This is a genomic window from Serratia sp. PAMC26656 (assembly GCF_016469055.2).
Taxonomy (GTDB): Bacteria; Pseudomonadota; Gammaproteobacteria; order Enterobacterales; family Enterobacteriaceae; genus Serratia; species Serratia plymuthica.
In genome coordinates this window covers 2,941,175-2,959,639 of the sequence record NZ_CP150486.1, presented here as the reverse complement: position 1 = coordinate 2,959,639, position 18,465 = coordinate 2,941,175, and the positions used below count along the sequence as shown (strand labels likewise).

Annotated in this window: 17 protein-coding genes; 6 read left to right on the top strand and 11 right to left on the bottom strand. The window is 54.4% G+C overall.

The genetic code is table 11. From position 1 onward, the window contains the following. Nucleotides 1-166: 166 nt before the first annotated feature. On the bottom strand, nucleotides 167-457 hold the full coding sequence (gene asr, locus JEM67_RS14940; RefSeq protein ID WP_013813090.1) for an acid resistance repetitive basic protein Asr: 291 nt from the start codon (nucleotides 455-457) through the stop codon (nucleotides 167-169). A gap of 174 nt (nucleotides 458-631) precedes the next feature. On the opposite strand from asr, the gene JEM67_RS14935 reads away from it, so the two are divergent. Beyond that, nucleotides 632-1,537, top strand: a complete 906-nt coding sequence (locus tag JEM67_RS14935; RefSeq protein WP_199635995.1) for an alpha/beta fold hydrolase — start codon at nucleotides 632-634, stop codon at nucleotides 1,535-1,537. 173 nt (nucleotides 1,538-1,710) lie between these two features. Here the strand turns inward: JEM67_RS14935 and JEM67_RS14930 are convergent, their stop codons facing one another. The 4 genes from JEM67_RS14930 to folM form a co-directional block, all read right to left on the bottom strand. Then, a complete protein-coding gene (locus JEM67_RS14930) occupies nucleotides 1,711-3,210 on the bottom strand; it encodes a carboxypeptidase M32 (RefSeq protein WP_199635994.1) in 1,500 nt (499 codons plus the stop codon). 64 nt (nucleotides 3,211-3,274) lie between these two features. Continuing rightward, nucleotides 3,275-4,579 (bottom strand): two-component system sensor histidine kinase RstB, encoded by a 1,305-nt coding sequence (rstB, locus tag JEM67_RS14925; protein ID WP_199635993.1) that lies wholly within the window; start codon nucleotides 4,577-4,579, stop codon nucleotides 3,275-3,277. After that, on the bottom strand, nucleotides 4,576-5,301 hold the full coding sequence (gene rstA, locus JEM67_RS14920) for a two-component system response regulator RstA (RefSeq protein ID WP_004945009.1): 726 nt from the start codon (nucleotides 5,299-5,301) through the stop codon (nucleotides 4,576-4,578). Before rstA ends, rstB begins: the two co-directional genes overlap by 4 nt. 73 nt (nucleotides 5,302-5,374) lie before the next feature. Beyond that, nucleotides 5,375-6,097, bottom strand: coding sequence for a dihydromonapterin reductase (gene folM, locus JEM67_RS14915; RefSeq protein WP_013813085.1), 723 nt, complete (start codon nucleotides 6,095-6,097; stop codon nucleotides 5,375-5,377). Between the two features lie 130 nt (nucleotides 6,098-6,227). Here folM and JEM67_RS14910 point away from each other — a divergent pair, with 130 nt between their 5' ends. After that, complete coding sequence (locus JEM67_RS14910; RefSeq protein ID WP_199635992.1) at nucleotides 6,228-6,635, top strand: hypothetical protein; 408 nt, start codon at nucleotides 6,228-6,230, stop codon at nucleotides 6,633-6,635. Between the two features lie 36 nt (nucleotides 6,636-6,671). On the opposite strand, the gene JEM67_RS14905 is transcribed toward JEM67_RS14910, so the two are convergent. Beyond that, nucleotides 6,672-8,063, bottom strand: a complete 1,392-nt coding sequence (locus tag JEM67_RS14905; RefSeq protein ID WP_013813083.1) for an amino acid permease — start codon at nucleotides 8,061-8,063, stop codon at nucleotides 6,672-6,674. A 60-nt stretch (nucleotides 8,064-8,123) separates the two neighbouring features. Here JEM67_RS14905 and JEM67_RS14900 point away from each other — a divergent pair, with 60 nt between their 5' ends. Then, complete coding sequence (locus JEM67_RS14900; protein WP_158307045.1) at nucleotides 8,124-8,291, top strand: hypothetical protein; 168 nt, start codon at nucleotides 8,124-8,126, stop codon at nucleotides 8,289-8,291. 15 nt (nucleotides 8,292-8,306) lie between these two features. On the opposite strand, the gene ydgH is transcribed toward JEM67_RS14900, so the two are convergent. Continuing rightward, on the bottom strand, nucleotides 8,307-9,257 hold the full coding sequence (gene ydgH, locus JEM67_RS14895) for a DUF1471 family protein YdgH (RefSeq protein WP_013813082.1): 951 nt from the start codon (nucleotides 9,255-9,257) through the stop codon (nucleotides 8,307-8,309). Nucleotides 9,258-9,844: 587 nt separating this feature from the next. On the opposite strand from ydgH, the gene pntA reads away from it, so the two are divergent. Both pntA and pntB read left to right on the top strand, forming a co-directional pair. Next, a complete protein-coding gene (gene pntA / locus JEM67_RS14890; RefSeq protein WP_199635991.1) occupies nucleotides 9,845-11,374 on the top strand; it encodes a Re/Si-specific NAD(P)(+) transhydrogenase subunit alpha in 1,530 nt (509 codons plus the stop codon). Nucleotides 11,375-11,384: 10 nt separating this feature from the next. Next, the gene (gene pntB, locus JEM67_RS14885; protein WP_013813080.1) at nucleotides 11,385-12,779 is read left to right on the top strand and encodes a Re/Si-specific NAD(P)(+) transhydrogenase subunit beta; all 1,395 of its coding nucleotides are present in this window, start codon (nucleotides 11,385-11,387) and stop codon (nucleotides 12,777-12,779) included. A gap of 56 nt (nucleotides 12,780-12,835) precedes the next feature. On the opposite strand, the gene uspE is transcribed toward pntB, so the two are convergent. From uspE to JEM67_RS14865, 4 genes are all read right to left on the bottom strand, one after another. After that, nucleotides 12,836-13,798: a universal stress protein UspE gene (uspE, locus tag JEM67_RS14880; protein ID WP_013813079.1), complete on the bottom strand. Its 963-nt coding sequence runs from the start codon at nucleotides 13,796-13,798 to the stop codon at nucleotides 12,836-12,838. A gap of 126 nt (nucleotides 13,799-13,924) precedes the next feature. Continuing rightward, nucleotides 13,925-14,689 carry an FNR family transcription factor gene (locus tag JEM67_RS14875; RefSeq protein WP_004944979.1) on the bottom strand — a complete coding sequence of 255 codons (765 nt, stop codon included), beginning with the start codon at nucleotides 14,687-14,689 and terminating at the stop codon, nucleotides 13,925-13,927. Between the two features lie 364 nt (nucleotides 14,690-15,053). Beyond that, a complete protein-coding gene (gene ogt, locus JEM67_RS14870; protein ID WP_013813078.1) occupies nucleotides 15,054-15,578 on the bottom strand; it encodes a methylated-DNA--[protein]-cysteine S-methyltransferase in 525 nt (174 codons plus the stop codon). A 230-nt stretch (nucleotides 15,579-15,808) separates the two neighbouring features. Further along, a complete protein-coding gene (locus JEM67_RS14865; RefSeq protein ID WP_013813077.1) occupies nucleotides 15,809-16,120 on the bottom strand; it encodes a hypothetical protein in 312 nt (103 codons plus the stop codon). Between the two features lie 564 nt (nucleotides 16,121-16,684). Between JEM67_RS14865 and olsF the strand changes: the two genes are divergently transcribed. Then, nucleotides 16,685-18,406, top strand: coding sequence for an ornithine lipid synthase OlsF (olsF, locus tag JEM67_RS14860; RefSeq protein WP_199635990.1), 1,722 nt, complete (start codon nucleotides 16,685-16,687; stop codon nucleotides 18,404-18,406). The last annotated feature ends 59 nt before the right edge of the window (nucleotides 18,407-18,465 follow it).

The following is an 18,465-nucleotide window of genomic DNA, read 5'->3' as shown; positions in this document are numbered from 1 at the left end:
AAAAGAAGGTGGCGATCAACCCGCACAGGATCAGGGCGACCAGAATGATTTCAAATAAATAGCGGCGCAGCATTGATGAGAACCCCCGATGAAAAAACACCCGGCGAACCGGGTGTTGGACAAATCAATTCTGGACTGGTGAGGGGAGCCTCACATCAGATTGCTGTTACGCAGCTTTTTTATGGCTGGTTTTTTTGTGGTGTTTTTTTGCTGCCTGAGCTTTCTGAGCCGGGGCTTTTTTAGCGGTGGCTTTGTGATGCTTTTTGGCCGACTGCGCTTTTTGAACTGCCGCTTTCTTCGCGTGATGTTTTTTCACGTGAGTGGTTTTAGCCGGTGCAGCAGTAGTAGTGGTAGCCGTCGCCGCAGGTGCGGTAGTGGTGGTGGCAGCGTCAGCAGCGAAGGCAACAGAAGACAGACCCATTGCAGCGGCAACAACCAGAGCTAATACTTTTTTCATCAAAGAATCCTCAAATTACTCGTCATGTATCAAGCCCACTGCGGGGCCGGTGTTAAGATAGTAGGTAAATGGCAGAATGCTTTCCGTGAGTGATTGGTTTCGGCGTGTAACCTAATGTACAAGCCGCGGGAGGTGGCCTGCCGCGGCGCGCCATAACGCAAAAAGGAACGGTAAATGAACGATATCGCGATCCGTCGCGGGCTCACCGAGCAGGGCGAAGTACCGATAGCCTACGAGGACTGGGGCAATATCGCTCATCCACCGTTGCTGTTGATTATGGGCATTGGCGCGCAGATGCTGCTGTGGCCGGACGATTTCTGCCGCGCGTTGGTGGGCAAAGGCTTTCGGGTGATTCGCTTCGATAACCGCGATGTCGGCCTGTCCGGCAAGACGCAGGGTAAGAGGTTGCAGCCCTTGTGGCTATTGATATTGCGCGCTCAACTGGGCTGGCAAACCCAGGTGCCGTATTCGTTAGAAGACATGGCGGAAGACGCGGTGCATTTGCTGGATCACCTGCAAATAGCGCAGGCTCACGTGCTGGGCGCCTCAATGGGCGGCATGATTGCTCAGGTGCTGGCGGCGGAATACCCGCTGCGGGTAAAGTCGCTGACCATTTTGTTTTCCAGCACCAACCAACCGTTATTGCCGCCGCCGGCACCGTCATTGCTGAAACTGTTGCTGCGGCGCCCGCCGGCAAATGCGACGCCGCAACAGCAATGCCAGTCTTTGAAAGAGGGGTTGCGCGCACTGGGAAGCCCGGCCTATCCGGTCGAGGAGACGGAGCTTGATATACTGGTTAGGCGCTTATTAAAGCGGGGGATGGATGCCGAAGGCCTGCAACGGCAGTTGTCGGCGCTGCTCGGCAGTGGCGACTTGCGTCGTTACAGCCGCCGGATCACGGCACCGACGCTGGTGATCCACGGCAATGCCGATCGCTTGGTGCGCAAAGCCGGTGGCGTTGCCGTCGCCAGAGCGATCGCCCATTCGCAACTGCAGGTCATCCCGAAGATGGGTCACGATCTGCCGCCTCAGTTGCGTTCGCAGTTGATAGAGATGATTAGCGCACACGCCGCGCGATAGCCTGGCTGGCAGAAATGCGCTGGCCTGCATGGTTACTTTAGTTACAACATACATGTGTGGAACCACCAACCGACACTCTGCGGCTAAGGTGTCGTAAGCGAAGACAGTGCTCTATGGAAGGGCGTAGGCAAACCAGGAGGGAAAAGGCACGGTTTTACCCGTGCCTGGGGGCATTACAGATAGCGGTCTTCCAGGTGTTGACGGAAATAACGTGGGTTGAGTGTTTCGCCGGTAGCCTTGGTGATCAGCTCATCAGTAGAGAAACGGCTGCCGTGACACCAGATATTCTGTTTCAGCCAGTGGAATAACGGCGTCAGGTTACCTTCGGCAATGTCGCTGTTCAGCGAAGGCAGCGCTTCACGGACACTGTGGAACAGTTGCGCAGCGTACATCGCGCCCAACGTATAAGTCGGGAAGTAGCCGAAAGCGCCGTCGGTCCAATGAATATCCTGCATGCAGCCATTGCGGTAGTTACCGACCGTATCCAGGCCAAGGTAATCGCGCATTTTTTCGTTCCACAGCGCCGGGATGTCTTCCACTTCAATAGCGCCTTCGACCAGGGCTTTCTCGATTTCATAACGCAGGATCACATGCGCCGGGTAACTCACTTCGTCCGCATCCACGCGGATCAGGCCAGGTTTAACGCGTTGATTCAGGCGGATGAAGTTGCTTTCTTCCAGCGCCGGCTGCTCACCGAACTGCTTGATAATCAACGGGCGCAGAATTTTCAGGAAATCGCTGCCACGCGCCAACTGCATTTCAAACAGCAGGCTTTGCGATTCGTGGATCGCGGTAGAACGCGCCTGCGCCACCGGTTGGCCCAGCCAATCACGCGGCAGGTTCTGCTCGTAACGCGCATGGCCGGTTTCATGGATAATGCCGAGCAATGCGGTATGAAATTCTTTCTCATTGTAGCGGGTGGTGATACGAACATCTTCCGGCACACCGCCGCAGAAGGGGTGAGCGCTGACGTCCACGCGGCCCCCGTCGAAGTTGAAACCGAGCAGTTTCATCACGCTCAGACCCAATTGACGCTGGGTATCGACCTTGAACGGCCCCTCGGGAATGAGGCAAGGCTCTTGGGCCTGCCTGGTCACCACTTTTTGCAGGAGGTCGGGCAGCCAAGTTTTGAGATCGCCAAAAATACGGTCAATATCGCTGCTGCGCATGCCCGGCTCATACAGGTTGAGCAGGGCGTCATAGCGGCTTGAGCCTGCCGCTTCAGCACGGATCTGCGCTTCCTGACGGGTCAGTTTGACCACTTCACGCAGGTTCTCCGAAAACCCTTCCCAGTCGTTGGCGGGGCGTTGGGAGCGCCAGGCGTGTTCACAACGCGCACCGGCCAGCGATTTAGCCTCAACCAGCGACTCCGGCACCAGTACGGCGTTGTCATATTGGCGGCGCATTTCCAGCAAATTGGCTTGATCAAAGCCATCCAGCGTTTCTTGCTGCGCGCGTTCAAAAAGCTGTCCGGTATTTTTCGCCGTCAAAATCTGGTGTTGCAGCACGCTCAGTTCGGCCAGTGCTTCCGAGCGCGCTTTGTTTCCGCCTGGCGGCATCATGGTCTGCATATCCCAGCCGGCAATGGCGGACAGGTGGCCGAATCGCGATAGTCGGGTGAAAATGGCGCGCAGTTCGCGGTAGGCGGATGAAGGCGAATGTGCAGATGTCATTGTTTGGCTCCCTATTATTGTGAGCCGGATAACCTGATCGTTCAGACTGTTGTGCTGAAGGGGGTTACACCGGGTCTGCTTTTAAATTGAAAGTGGGCTTCACTGGCCAGCAGAAGCGGAAGCTGGCGCCGCCGAGTGAGCTGGCGTCTACGTAAACATGGCCCTGATAGGCGACGGCGATAGAGTGAACAATCGCGAGGCCCAGTCCGCAACCGCCGGTGGCGCGATCGCGGCTGGGATCGAGGCGCACGAAGGGTTCGAACACGCGTTCGCGTTCTTCAGGTGGAATGCCTGGCCCGTCGTCTTCTACCTGCAGGCAGGCTCCGTCGCCGTCAAACCACAGGCCGATGCGCAGGCGCTGTTCGCTGTAGCGCAAGGCATTGTTCACCAGATTATCCAGCACCCGCTCCATCAGCCGTAAATCGACGCCGCCAAAATCGCCGGCATGCGGAATATCCAGCTGGATCTCGCGCTCCGGGTGAATCAGGCGCATATCCTCTACTTTGTCTTCCAGCCAGTTGGGCAGGTCGAGCGGTTCTATATTCAGCGCCACCTGTGGACGATCCAGCCGCGCGTAGGTCAATAACTCGTCTATTAGCGATTCCAACTGACCGATATCGCGGTTTAGCGCCTGTTGTTCGCTATCGGAAAGGTTATCGCTCATCGCTAACCGGTAGCGCAGCCGTACCAGAGGGGTACGTAATTCATGGGCGATACCGTCAATCAACTGTTTTTTACTGGCAATCAGCGTATTGACGTTGTCCGCCATCTGGTTGAATGCCACCCCGAGTCGGTTCAGGCTCGAGGTCGGGTCAAAATGGGTGCGCTCATCCAGATGGCCTGCGCCGAGTCGTTGGGCGGCGTTCTCCAGTTTGAGCAAATCTTGCCAGTGCGGGCGCATCCACAAAAATACCGGTAACGCCAGCGACATGCCGATGAACACCAGCAGCGCCAGATCCAGCAGCCGCATCTGATGCAGGTAGAACAGGTACGGAATGGGGCCGACCACCAACACGTAATGGCTGCGCGGGATGCGTTGCATAAAGGTGTATTGATCGTCGAGAGCGATAATTTCGCCGAGGCGGAGCCGTTTTTTCAGATCTTCACTCAGATCCTGTTTGCCGAGCGGTTCGATATGCAGTTTAAACGACAGATTCAAGTCCAGCGTCGCGATGGTCTTATTCCAGTCTTTCAATGGAATTTCCCGCAGTTCGCTGCGCATCAGGTACAGCGAGCTTTTCATCAGATCGTCCATTGACTGGCGACCGGCGCGTTCGGCTGTGACCTTGTACACCAGGCCCACCAACATCGCCATCACCAGAAAGCAGATGAACAGCAGCAGGAAGAACTGCACGAAAAGCTTTCTCATTGCTGTACGAACTCCCAGGCATTTGGTGCGAACAGATAACCTTTATTGCGCACGGTTTTGACGCGGAAGGGCTCCAGCGCATTGTCGTACAGCTTGCGGCGCAGGCGGGAAATCGCCACGTCGATGCTGCGATCAAGGCCGTCGTAGCTCACGCCGCGCAAGTTTTGCAGCAGCGCCTCGCGGTCCATGATCTGCCCGGCGTGGGTGGCTAATTCCCACAGCAGATCGAAATCCGAGGTGGAAAGGGTGATCACTTCTTCACCCAGCGTCACCTGGCGGTTAACCGGATCGATGCACAACAACCCGAAGTGCAGCGCATTGTGCTGGGTGATCGGTTGCGTTGACTCTTCCTTGGGGTGATTGCCATGCTGGCGCAGGTGTAAACGCAGCCGTGCCAGCAAAACCGCCGGCGGCGTGGTTTTCAGAATGTAATCGTTGGCACCCATTTCCAATGAAAGAATATGGTTCATATCGCTGTCGAGCGAAGTGAGCAGCACGATCGGCCCGGGGAAGGTCGGGCGCAAATCGCGGCACAGCGTCATGCCGTCTTTCCCGGGCAGCATAATGTCGAGCAGCACCAGGTCCGGCAGTTCTTGCTCTATGCGTGCTTGAGCACTGTCGCCACGCGGCTCAATCAACACTTCTATATCGTGTTTGCCCAAATAGGCGGCAATCAACTTGCCGACTTCAGGATCGTCTTCCACAAAAACAATTTTATGCATAGTCAGCGGTTTTATAAGAATAACGGAGTTCAGCATAACGCGGGGGTCAGCGATACGCCATGCACATCTTTGCCTAGCGCAGTGGACGTCCTCCGTCCACACCATGGGTGCGACCGGTGACATAACGACTGTCCAGCAAATAATTGACCAGATTGACCACTTCGCTTTCACCCGGGGCAATTTTCATCAGCGACTTTGCCAGCGCCTGCTGACGATAAGGCTCATCATCGCCCGGATTGAAAATAATCAACGCTGGTGCGATGGCGTTGACCTTGACCTCCGGTGCCAGTTTACGGGCGAAAGAGCGAGTCATGTTGTCCAGCGCGGCTTTACTGGCCGCATAAGCGATATGCTTGTCACTGCCTTTTTCCACCACATAATCGGTCAGGTGGATAATATCTGCGCCTGCCTGCCCTTGGCCAAGCAGGCAGGGCTCCAGCAACTGATTGAGCAGATAAGGGGTGTAAACGTGAATTTGCAGCATCGCGGCCATAATCTGCTCCGGCGGCACCTCCGCAGATTCGGCCAGCCAAGCGCTGGCGTTGTGGATCACTGCGCGCAATTTCGGTGCGGCCTGGCGCACCCGATCGGCAAAGCGGTAAATACCGTCGTGAGTCGAGAAATCGCCCTGAATGCACGTTGCTCCCAGTCTTTTCAGCTCGTTCAGTGCCGGGTAATCGCTACGATAGGCAATGATCACGGGGATGTCACGCTGCAAGAATGACCTGGCCAATGCCAGCCCAATCCGGCGTGCGCCGCCCGTGATCAGCACCGGCGCGGAGTTGTGATGTTCCATTGATTAAAGCTCCTGGACAGACTGGCAAACAATAGGGGAATTATGCCATTATACGTCGGAAATTCGTTAAAGCTTCGCATCGATTATCCATTTCAGGATGTAATACACTGGCAATGAGAGGGAGGAAGGGATGAACAGCAGTCACCTTGCATCCGTCGCGCGCAGTGAGAAAATCTGTTTTGATTACATGGATTTTCTGTCCGCATCGTGCAAGAAGCACTGGCGCTTTGTTGATGCAATCTATGGTGTGATGCCATTTTTTGGCATGGTATTGAAATCTCAGGCTTGCGCCTCGCAAACGCGAAAAGAGCAGTTGAAGGAACTGGCGCTGCAGGTGGTATCCACCCAGGTCAGCGACGAAACCAATATCGTGCGCCTGATCGATCTGGCGCAGCAGCAGGGGCTGGCAGTGTTCGACATTAAACTGCCGTATGCGTTGGACCAACAGCAGTTGGCGGCCATTCAGCAAGAGTGCGTTGAGGGGGTTATCATCTCTCAGGTAGGGGAACGCATGACCATTACCCTGCGCGCATCCTAAGGTATTGACCGGGTGATTCCACCCGGCCGTCCTTCACTACTGCAGCATAAACCAACCCGCCGGCACCGTGGCCATCAGCAACAGCAAAATGCTGCCTTTCTCCAACTGATTCAGCAATTTGACATTCTCGTGTCCGCGTCGAGCATAGATAAACACCAGCAACCCCGGCGCATACAGCAACACCGACATCAACAGATGCATCAACCCTGATGCGTACAGCAGCCAAATACCGTACAGGCAGGCACCGGTGGCGGCGAACATCAGCCGTTTGTCCTGGCGACGCAGCGCGACCTTGAACAGGAAGGCGCCGACCAGGAAGTAAGGCACCAGAATCATTTCCGAGGCGATAGTCAGCAACGAGTTATAGTTGCTGCCGGTCAGCCAGATCACCACCAGCGCGAATTGCACCGCAATATTGGTCAGCCACAACGAAGCCGAAGGTGCGTGATTCTTGTTCTGCTTGCGGAATATTTTAGGAAAAGCACCGTGCTGGGCGGCCAGCAGCGGCACTTCAGCGGCCATAATCGTCCAACTCAAATAAGCGCCGCATACTGACACGATCAGGCCAGCGGCGATAATCACATCTCCCCAGGGGCCAATCAGATCAACCATCAGCACCGCCATCGAGGGATTACGCATCCCGGCCAGTTCACTGCGCGGCACTACCCCCAACGACAACAGCGTCACCAGCAGGTAAACCGCCAGCGCGGAGAGCACCGCCAACATGGTTGCACGGCCCACATCTTTTTTATTGCGAGCCCGCGCGGAAACCACCACCGCGCCCTCCACACCGATAAACACCCACAGGGTAATCAGCATGGTGTTTTTTACCTGTTCCCACACCGGTTTACCGAGCGCGACGCCGTGGAAATCCAGGGTAAATACGTCCATTTTGAACGCGATAGCCGCCAATACGGCAAACAGGCCAAGCGGCAAAAGCTTGGCCAAGGTTGCCGCCAGGTTGATACTGGCCGCGGTTTGCACCCCACGCAGCACCAGTGCATGCACGATCCACAGCAGCAATGATTCCGCCAACAGCGCCTGCCAGGTATTGCCGTCACCCAAAATGACATCGCCGCCGCGATCGGTAAACAAGCTCAGTGCGGCAAACACGATCACCAGATAAGAGACGTTGGCGATCACCGCACATAGCCAATATCCCCAGGCGGAGCAGAAACCCACCAGCTCACCAAAGCCTTCTTTCGCATAGGTGAAAATCCCGCCGTCCAGATCGGGCCGCAGGCGGGTAAGCAGCAGCATGGCAAAAGCCAGAAACAGGATGCCGACGCCGGTGATAGCCCAACCCAGCAGCAGTGCGGCCGGGCTGGCGACTTGCGCCATGTTTTGCGGCAGGCTGAAAACCCCGGCGCCCAGCATGGAACTGAGCACCAATGCGGTTAACGCGGTAAGACCTAGTTTTTTTTCCAATGACGGATCCTGAGCGCAGAATAAACAACTGTTAGGTAGCTAGTTGGCAGTAACAACGCAATGACAATTACTGAACAAATAGATAATAGCCCTAAAAACAGGCGCAAATTCTACGGATGGATCGTTGCCGATGCAATGATTGAATATGCGGAATTTACAAAAAATTATTCAACCGGCGGAGGCTTATCGGCAAAAAAAACGGGCAACCCAATGGCTGCCCGAGAATAAACCGCGAAGTGAAACTTATTTGAACAGATCGGCGCTCACGGTCAGGTTGCCGCCACTCTTGTTCTGCCACTGACGAGTCACGTGATAGAACTTGGCACCTTTCGCAGCGGCACGCTTCGCCACTTCGGTGGAAATGTCCGTCATGCTGTTGAAGTGACCGGTGAAGGTCACGGAATCAAACGGCACCATCTGTGCGGCGGTAACGTTGCTCACTTCCTGGATTTTGGTGCCATTCGGCAGCGTGACGGTATAGCGTTGGCCGGTAGAAGACTGGGTTTCGAAGAAACGGCCTACGTCACGGCTTGGCGAACCTGAAGAAGCCACGCCTGGGATTTCAACCTGGGCGGCGGCGGCGCCACCGGCGGCCAATGCGGCCTTGCCGGCTTCAGAGTCGGCAGGAATGGCGTCCGGGCTCTGAACCACGCGCTTAGGCGCATCGGCTTTATAAATGTAAGCGGTGATGAACTGGTTACCGCCCTGGTTGGCATCAACCTGACGCACGATAAAGAACGAGGCTGCGCCTTTCTTTTTCGCTTCTTTGGTGATGGCGTCGTTGATGTCCGGCTGGCTGCGGTAGAAACCGCTGACGCTGACCGTATCATAGGGCTCAAGTAGGAAGGCCTGTTCTTTTGGCAATTCGGTCACGCCGTTAATGACGCGGTACTTCGGCTCTTTGCTCACTTCTGCCGCGTCTTTATGATAAAGATCTGCGGTGACGCGCCAGTTGCCGCCGTTGTTGCTGTTATTGCTGTCCTGGATGTAGAAGGAGTCTGCGCCCAGTTTGTCTGCACGGCGGGATACGGCATCAACGGCTTCATTGATGGCATTAAAGCGGCCGGTAATAGTGATGCGATCAAACGGCTTCAGCGCCGCTGCTTTTTCAGGAGTTAACTCAAGTGCCGCATGAGCAGACAGCGCAGTGAGTGATAACAAGGCTGATGCGATGATCGTGTTCTTCAGCTTCATAAAAAATCCTTTCGCCAAGCGCATTAACGTTTATAACGTGCTGAACTGTTTATGGGTAATTCAGCCGCCGATTATTACATGTAATCTCGACAAGTGTCTCAGCATTTTATGTCATCGCATGAGACAAATCCCATGAAGGATTGTTTACGCCATTTGCTGCGTAATCGTCATAAGTTTCAATAATAAAGCCTTTGATGACATAAGTGTTAATTATTCACAAATTTATAACTTTCATTCATTCTGGCCGCGTGGAGCGGATATCTTCAGACCTGCGTTCGTCACAAATCTGCAAGCAAAAACGGCGTTGCGCACGGCTTTTTAACTTAAAATTGCGATTTGTCATGTCGTTATCTGAATTTTTATGTAAAAACAGACGTGAATGCGTAAGCAATTATGGATCATCGATCATATTTTCAGTAGGTTATAGATGGTGCCTTAATTCGATGCCGACAAGTCACTCTGTGGCTTTCAAATTGCAGCCAACAATGCACAGTCTTGAAAGACGACGGGTCGAGATGTCAGCCGGCGCTACTGCTATGGGTAGGAAGATAATAAACATCATCAAAGACAGGTGAGAAGGGAACATTATGCGTATTGGTGTACCAAGAGAACGGTTGGCCAATGAAGCCCGGGTTGCAGCAACGCCGAAAACGGTGGAACAACTGCTGAAGCTGGGCTTTACCGTCGCTGTCGAAAGCGACGCGGGTAAACTGGCAAGCTTTGACAATGCGGCTTATGAAACCGCAGGGGCGACGATTACCGATACTGCCGACGTGTGGCAATCGGATCTGATTTTGAAAGTTAACGCGCCACAAGAGGATGAGATCGCGTTAATGCGTGAGGGCAGCACGTTGGTCAGTTTTATCTGGCCAGCGCAAAACCCGGAGCTTATCGAAAAACTGGCTGCGCGCAACGTAACCGCGATGGCGATGGATTCGGTACCGCGTATCTCCCGCGCGCAATCGATGGATGCGCTCAGCTCGATGGCCAATATCGCCGGTTACCGCGCGATTGTTGAAGCGGCACACGAGTTTGGCCGTTTCTTCACCGGCCAGATCACCGCCGCCGGCAAGGTTCCACCGGCGAAAGTGATGATCATCGGTGCAGGCGTCGCGGGTTTGGCGGCGATTGGCGCGGCAGGTAGCTTGGGGGCGATCGTGCGTGCCTTCGATACCCGCCCGGAAGTAAAAGAGCAAGTGCAAAGCATGGGCGCAGAATTCCTCGAGTTGGACTTTGAGGAAGATGCGGGCAGCGGCGACGGTTATGCCAAAGTGATGTCGGAAGCCTTTATCAAGGCTGAGATGGCGTTGTTTGCCGCCCAGGCGGCAGAGGTCGACATTATTGTCACCACCGCGCTGATCCCGGGTAAACCTGCGCCAAAACTTATCACTAAAGAGATGGTGGCTTCGATGAAGCCGGGCAGCGTGATCGTCGATCTGGCGGCGCAAAACGGCGGCAACTGCGAGTTGACCGTGGCCGACCGCGTGACCGTCACTGACAATGGCGTAAAAATCATTGGCTATACCGATCTGCCAAGCCGCTTGCCGACCCAGTCTTCACAGCTTTACGGCACTAACCTGGTTAATCTGCTGAAATTGCTGACGAAAGAGAAAAACGGCGAAATCGATATCGATTTCGAGGACACCGTGATCCGCGGCGTCACCGTGGTGCGCAGCGGCGAGGTGACCTGGCCTGCTCCGCCAATCCAGGTTTCCGCGCAGCCGAAACAGGCGCAAGCGGCGGCTCCAATCGCTAAACCGGCGGCAAAACCGGTTTCACCTTGGCTGAAATACGGGCTGATCGCGCTGGCGATTATTCTGTTCGGCTGGTTGGCTAACGCAGCGCCAAAAGAGTTCCTGTCTCACTTTACCGTGTTTGCGCTGGCCTGCGTGGTGGGTTACTACGTGGTTTGGAACGTCAGCCATGCATTGCATACCCCGTTGATGTCGGTCACCAATGCGATCTCAGGGATTATCGTGGTCGGTGCGTTATTGCAAATTGGTCACGGCGGCTGGGTGAGTTTCCTCTCCTTCATCGCCGTGCTGATTGCCAGCATCAATATTTTTGGTGGATTCACCGTCACTCAGCGCATGCTGAAGATGTTCCGCAAGAACTAAGGGGTAGCACATGTCTGGAGGATTAGTTACAGCTGCATACATTGTTGCCGCTATTTTGTTTATTTGCAGCCTGGCCGGTCTATCGCGCCATGAAACGTCGAAGCAGGGCAACCTGTTTGGCATCGCCGGGATGGCAATTGCGCTGATTGCCACCATCCTCGGGCCGGATTCCGGTAACGTGGGTTGGATCATCATTGCGATGATTATCGGTGGCTCCATCGGCGTCTATCTGGCGAAAAAAGTCGAAATGACCGAAATGCCGGAGTTGGTGGCGGTGTTGCACAGTTTCGTTGGCCTGGCGGCGGTGTTGGTGGGCTTGAACAGCTATCTGGATCACGGCGCGCCGATGGAGCCGGTGATGGAGAATATCCATCTGACCGAAGTGTTCCTCGGCATCTTTATCGGTGCGGTCACCTTCACCGGTTCGATTGTCGCTTTCGGTAAATTGCGTGGCATCATCTCATCTAAACCGCTGGCATTGCCGAATCGCCACAAGATGAACCTGGCGGCGCTGGTGGTCTCCTTCCTGCTGCTGGTAGTGTTCGTTCGTGCCGACAGCGTGGGCTGGCAGGCAGTGGCGTTGGTGCTGATGACCGCGATCGCGCTGGCTTTCGGTTGGCATCTGGTGGCCTCTATCGGCGGTGCCGACATGCCGGTAGTCGTGTCGATGCTCAACTCCTATTCGGGTTGGGCGGCTGCCGCTGCGGGCTTTATGTTGAGCAACGATCTGCTGATCGTTACCGGTGCGTTGGTGGGGTCCTCGGGTGCCATCCTGTCTTACATTATGTGTAAGGCGATGAACCGTTCGTTTATCAGCGTGATCGCCGGCGGTTTTGGTACCGATGGTTCCTCGACCGGCAATGCGGAAGAAATGGGCGAGTATCGTGAAACCACGGCGGAAGAGGTGGCCGAGCAACTGAAGAATTCCACTTCGGTGATCATCACCCCAGGCTATGGTATGGCGGTCGCGCAGGCACAGTATCCGGTGGCGGAAATCACCGAAAAACTGCGTGCGCGCGGCATCAAAGTGCGTTTCGGCATTCACCCGGTTGCCGGGCGTTTACCGGGCCACATGAACGTGCTGCTGGCGGAAGCCAGGGTGCCGTACGACGTGGTGTTGGAGATGGACGAAATCAACGAAGATTTCCCGGATACCGATACTGTGCTGGTGATAGGCGCCAACGACACGGTGAACCCGGCCGCGCTGGAGGATCCGCGCAGTCCGATTGCCGGTATGCCGGTGCTGGAAGTGTGGAAAGCGCAAAACGTGATTGCCTTTAAACGTTCGATGAACACCGGTTACGCCGGCGTGCAGAACCCGCTGTTCTTCAAAGAGAACACCCAGATGCTGTTTGGCGATGCCAAAGAGAGTGTGGAAGCGATACTGAGAGCGTTGCAGAATTAACCGCAGCCTATAAAAACACGGGCCGTAATTGGCCCGTGTTTTTTTATGCCTGAAAATCAGTCCTCGTCGTCGTGTTCATCGTCTTCATCGACTTCGATCGGGCAGTTGAAGTTATCCGGCTTAATCACCAGCAGGTCACATTTCAGATGGTCGATCACATGTTCTGCCGTGTTGCCGATAAACGCCGCGGAGATACCGGTGCGGCCTAATGTCCCCAACACCACCACGCCCGCCTGCAAGTGTTCGGCCAAATCCGGGATCACCTCTTCCGGCAAACCTTTTTCAACGTGGGTGAACTCTTCGTTAATGCAGAACTTCTGCCTTAATGCCTTCATGGCGATCAGATGCTGTCCGCGAATGGCGTCGTTATAGACGCTGGGATCAAAATCAGGCAGTTCAATGGCGATATTGATAGGGGTAACAGGGTAGGCTCCGACCAGATGCACTTCCGTCTGGTTGACGTTTTGCGCCAGTTCGACGGTTTCCTGCACCAGCTTGATGTTCAGCGGATCGTGATAGGGTTCTTCGCTGGCCAGATTGACGGCGACCACCGCTTTGCCGCCTTCCGGCCAGGGTTGATCTTTGACCATCCACACTGGGCACGGACATTTGCGTAACAGGTGCCAGTCGGTCGGCGTGAAAATGACCGATTCCAGCCGGTCGTGCTGATGTGCCATTTTCAGCAGTAAATCATGCTTGGCGGTGATCACTTCCTGAATAATTGCCTCGAAAGGGCGGTTATGCCAGACCACTTTGATTTCAATAGGAACGCCTTCGTCGAGGTAAAAACGGCATTGCTCGTTAATCCACGCGGCGCGTTGGCTGATAACGCCTTGCCGCATCGCCGTCCGTTCATCGGGGGAGAGCAGGGTCGTCATCTCGTAAGAGAAGTCATAGATCGGAAGGAAGGCTTTTATACGCCCGCCGTTCCGTTTTATCAGGTAAACCGCCCGACGCAGCGCCGGCTGATCGTCCTGATTGGGGTCAATAGCCACCAGAAGATTCTGATACTTCGCCATAGGGCCTCCTTACAGCTGAAAATCAACAGTCTGTTAATTTACAGAGTAACCCAACATTGAAAATCAGAACAGTGGTGGAGATGTACCGGGTCAATAATTCTGCGGAATTATTGACCCGGCATGGGATCAGGCGTTTACGGTCACGTTGATACGAGGCGTGCCGGCCAACACCGACAGGGCATCGACGTTTTCGATGGTGATGTATTTGCCTTTGACGCTGAGGATTTCGCTTTTCTGGAAGCGGCCCAGCAGGCGGCTGATGGTCTCAACGGTGAGACCGAGATAGTTGCCGATGTCGCCACGGGTCATGGTCAGGCGGAACTCACGCGGTGAGAAGCCCCGTTCCGCAAAGCGGCGCGACAGGTTGTAGACGAACGCCGCTAGGCGCTCTTCGGCATTTTTCTTCGACAGCAGCAGAATCATGTCCTGGTCGCCCTTAATCTCGCCGCTCATCAAACGCATGATTTGCTGGCGCAGGTTAGGCATTTTACCGGAAAGGTCGTCCAGGGTTTCAAACGGGATTTCGCAGACCATTGCGGTTTCCAGCGCCTGAGCGAAGCTTGGGTGCTTCAGGCCGCCAATGGCGTCAAAACCGACCAGATCGCCTGCCAGATGGAAACCGGTGATTTGTTCGTCACCCTGTTCGGTAATGGTGTAGCTCTTGATGGTCCCGGAGCGGATAGCGTACAGCGATTTCAGTTCATCGCCAGCCTTAAACAGGGTCTGCCCCTTCTGAATAGGCTTTTTCCTTTCGATAATGTTGTCGAGCTGGTCCAGCTCATGAGCATTTAGAGTAAAAGGAATGCACAGCTGGCTGATGCTGCAGTCCTGACAATGGATCGCACAACCACCAGACTGTATACGACGAATCACGCGTTTTTCCGGGATCATAGATTACGCTCATTCAATAATTGATATGCGTCAATTTTAACATCTTTTACCGCAGGTGATAAGGGTAGCGTTAACATGAACAGGGGTGTTGTGTGCGAATTTTGTTCGCTTATGCCGATGATTATCCTGTAGCTGACTGAAATTTTTTGATTTGTTTATAACTTACGTGAATGGTTTGCTTGTGCAGTTGTCGTTTATGTCCCGTCAGAGACCGCAAATTACGCAGGGTTTTTTGGGATAAGGAATCTTTTACTATTGACATTCCCAGCCGTTTGATTACGCAGTAGCAGCCGGAACTTGCAATATTGCCTGCTTCGTTCCGGCCGATCTACTTTCCCCAACCACGCCAGAGCGCGCTGGCGAATTAAAGCAAATCTTTCTGCAAATAGCCTTCGTGCTTCAGCAGCCACTGTTTGCGCTGCACGCCGCCGGCATAACCGGTCAATGCACCCTGGGAACCAATCACCCGGTGGCAAGGCACCACGATGCTGATCGGATTGGATCCATTGGCCATACCGACCGCGCGGGAGGCGGTCGGACGCCCGATGCGTTTCGCCAGTTCGCCATAGGTAATGATCTCGCCACAGGGGATCTGGCGCAGTTGCTGCCAGACGGTGCGCTGGAACTCAGTGCCTGCGGTCATCACCGGCAGGTTGTCTATCACCGTCAGCTCACCGGCAAAATACCGCTGCATACTGTCGGTCAGGCCACCGGGATTACGCTTTTCCTGCAGTTGGAAACGGTCGGCGCGGTAATGGGTATTCATCAGCTTCATCAGGCGCACTTCGTGCTCGGTCCAGTCGATAGCGCGCAAACGGTCCTGTTCGTCGGCAATCAGCACCAGTTCGCCAACTGGCGTCGCCATACGATCAATAAAAAAGGTCTGCATTTTGATCACTCCTCACGTTTGATGGGGAGATTATTACACGAAATGCGGCGGCGCGATGGCGGATTTCGGACATGAAGATGGATGGGCGGTGCAGCTTTGCCCATCGCAGGGAGAAGAAAATCGAACAGGTTAAAAAACCTAAATGAAAGTTCGAATTTATAAAGCTAATTTACAGTTTCCAAGGTTTTTTAATGATATCCCCTGGAGAGGTTATTGATGAATTTCCAGAGTTAGTTATAACTTAGGGTTACCCGTTGCATGACAGGGTTATTATTTACTTTCTCTATAGTGGCGTCGGAAATTAATTCCGATGACATTGCGCTTAGCGGCATGGCGATATAACCGAAGCCACTGCCAGCGGTTTCCCGGTAACAAGATGAAATGAACTGGCCGTTATCCCGTCTAATTTCACAAGTGGGTGTGGCTATTTTACCTGCAAAGCTGAGCGTGCCGGATATGCTGATTCCACTGGCTTTTTGCGCTGCATGCAGGGTGGCGGGCAGTAAGGCGAGTAACGCCAACGCTATGAGTAAATGGGACATCGTTAATTCCTCTTTTAAAATAAAAACAAACACTGCTAATTAACAAAAAAGTTAAAGAAAATAGAGAGGGTTCAAACAGAGGAGGAATGCTGAGTGTCACCATGTTTAAAATGATTTGGGTAGTATTCCTATCCTCTGCGTTGATTAATTTGATAATAGTGAGAAGGGTAAGGTAATACCATGATGTAGATCATAGTGAAGTCGGGTTAATGATTCGAGGGTAAGCAGGTCGGGAATAATGTGAAATATGTCGCATAATAACCCCTCCTGGCTGTCGGAATGTTGGCGTATGGAATAGCTTTTCACCCTGTGGTTCTGTGCTGCCGGTTCCCCCCACTCTTTGCCGAGGGCGTCTCTCCAGTGGCCGGTGTTTGGCACATCAGGGCGTGAGTTTCAGGAGCATAAAATGCTACGCCGGCAGTGATGGAAAAACCGTCGCCACCCTATCTTCAATAATTTGCTATACCTGATAGGCGAGGGATTTCATTTTTCTGTCATGTAACTGACATGTTAGGGTCATAGCGCTGGCTTAAGTTTGCAGCGACTAAGCCAGGAGATAACGCGATGTTCAGCTTGGATTCTCTGTTGCAAGATGCATTTCCACACCGCAATACCCCTGCCTGGCAGCGTAGCCTGCTCAGAACTTTACTCTTCGAAAAAGAATTCAAACAGTTTGCCGCCGATTATCCGCACCTTAAGGGTCTGGATTTGATCGAGCAAGTGGTCGATTACTTCAACCTCAGCTGTGAGCTGGTAGACGGTGACCTGGAAAATATTCCAAGCCAGGGGCCGGTGGTGCTGGTAGCGAACCATCCCATCGGCTCGCTGGACGGCCTGGTGTTGCTGCGTGCAGTCGCGGCGGTGCGGCCGGATGTGAAGGTGGTCGCCAGCCAGCTGCTGACCTATATTGAACCGCTGCGCAGTCTGTTCGTGCCGGTGGACAACGTGGGCTATAAAACCAGCCGCAAGCAAATTGAAGGCATGCAGGCGCAACTGGACAAACAGGGGGCGCTGATCTTGTTCCCCGCCGGAGAAGTGTCGCGCATGAGCCCGAAAGGCATTCGCGACGGCCACTGGCATACCGGCTTCTTGCGCCTGGCGGCCAAGGCGCGGGCGCCGATTGTGCCGATCCACATCAGTGCGCGTAACAGCAATCTGTTTTACTTCACCTCGCTGGTCTACCGTCCGTTATCCACCTTGTTGCTGGTGCGTGAAATGTTCCAGCAGCAGGGCGGCCGCATCAAAATCCGCGTTGGCGGCCGCATTCCTTTTGCCAACTGGCACGATGGCCACACCAGTGCCAAAGATTTGGCCGAACGCTTCCGCCGTCACATCTATCGTTTGGGCCAGGGTAAGGAAGGGCTGTTCGCCAGCGAATCGGCCATCGCCCTGCCTGAAGATCGGCTGGAGCTGAAGAAGGCGCTGGCAAATTGCGAACAACTTGGCGTAACGCCGGACGGCAAAATCATTTACCTGTATCGCCGCCAGGATGAGGCTCGTACGCCTATCCTGCGTGAATTAGGTCGCCTGCGTGAGATCGCTTTCCGCGCGGTGGGCGAAGGCTCCGGCCGCCGGCGCGATCTGGACAGCTATGACGACGACTATTATCACCTGGTGCTATGGGATGCGGACGAACTGGAAATTGTCGGCGCCTACCGGTTTATTCCCACCGCCGAACAGTTGGAGCGCAAGGGTCTGGAAAGCATTTACAGCAACAGCCTGTTCCATTATGACCGCGATATGGCACCGATCCTGGCGCAGGGCATCGAACTGGGCCGCAGCTTTATCCAACCGGCCTACTGGGGCAAACGAGGGCTGGATTACCTGTGGCTGGGCATTGGCGCCTATCTGGCAAAATACCCACAGTATCGCTATCTGTTTGGGCCGGTTTCCATCTCCGGCGGTATGCCGGTGGCGGCGCGTGACCTGTTGATCGCCTTCTACCGGTTGTATTTCTCGCCGGGAAGCGCGTTGGCGCAGTCTCGGCAGCCTTATCCGGCTTCGTTGCCGCAGGTCTTGGCGCAATTTGCCGGCGATAATTATCAAGAAGATCTGGTGCGGCTGAAAAGCCTGCTGAGCAACATCGGCTGCTCGATCCCCACCTTGTATAAACAATATACCGAGCTGTGTGAGCCGGGCGGGGTGCAGTTTATTGATTTTGGCACCGATCCGGCGTTCAACAACTGTATCGACGGATTGGTGTTGGTTGATCTTACCCGGCTAAAACCGTCGCGCTTCCAGCGTTATATTGCGGTTCATCAGCCGCAGGAAGCCTGCATAGAGTGATCGGCCACGCAATCATGCGTTTTTGATCTAAGCCCCGGCTTGGGGCCAGCGGTGGGATA